Annotated in this window: 1 protein-coding gene; it reads left to right on the forward strand. The window is 73.3% G+C overall.

Going from position 1 to position 853, the window contains the following annotated elements; translation table 11 throughout:
- On the forward strand, window positions 1-853 hold an 853-nt coding region (locus A2U95_RS00015; protein WP_166020107.1), incomplete at both ends, for a beta-ketoacyl reductase.

An 853-nucleotide genomic window follows, 5' to 3' on the forward strand; every position in this document is an offset into this window, starting at 1 on the left:
CCGAACAGCTCGACACCCCCACCCACGACTCCCTCTTCCACCTCCACTGGCAGCACCTCACCACCACACCGAGCACCACCGTCGGTGTGGACGTCCTCGAGGTACCCAGCAATGGCATCGACGGTGACGTGCCCGCGACCGTGCAGACCGTCGTCGCCGACGTCCTGGCCCGGCTGCAGCAGTGGCTCGCATCGGGCGAGCAGGACCGGCGTCTGGTCGTCGTCACCAACGGTGCGGTGGCCGCGACCGGAGCCGAGGAGGTCACGGACCTCGCCGCCGCGGCGGTGTGGGGTCTGGTCCGCTCCGCGCAGTCCGAGCACCCCGACCGGATCGTCCTGGTCGACACCGACGGAACGACGGAGGACCTGGCGGCTCTCGCCAGCCTGGACGAACCGCAGCTCGCGATCCGCGCGGGCGAGGTCCTGGCTCCCCGACTGGCCCGCACCACCACCCCTGCCGACACCACGCTGCCCGCCGCCGAAGGCGCGGTACTGGTCACCGGTGCCGGCGGCGCGCTGGGCGGTCTGGTCGCCCGTCACCTCGTCACCGCCCACGGCGTGCGTGACCTCGTCCTCGTCTCGCGTCGCCCCGCGACCGCGCTGGTGGAGGAGTTGCGGGAGCTGGGTGCCACCGTGCGGTGGGCGTCGTGCGACGTCACCGACCGCGACGCCCTGGCCGCCCTGATCGACGAGCTGACCGCGCCCGATGGTCCGGGCCTGTCCGGCGTCGTCCACGCAGCCGGTGTGGTCGACGACGGTGTTCTGGAGTCGCTGACGGCCGAGCGGCTGGCGACGGTGCTGCGGCCCAAGGCGGACGCCGCCTGGCACCTGCACCAGCTCACCGCCCACCTCGA

The organism is Streptomyces chilikensis, from assembly GCF_001642695.1.
Lineage (GTDB): Bacteria > Actinomycetota > Actinomycetes > Streptomycetales > Streptomycetaceae > Streptomyces > Streptomyces chilikensis.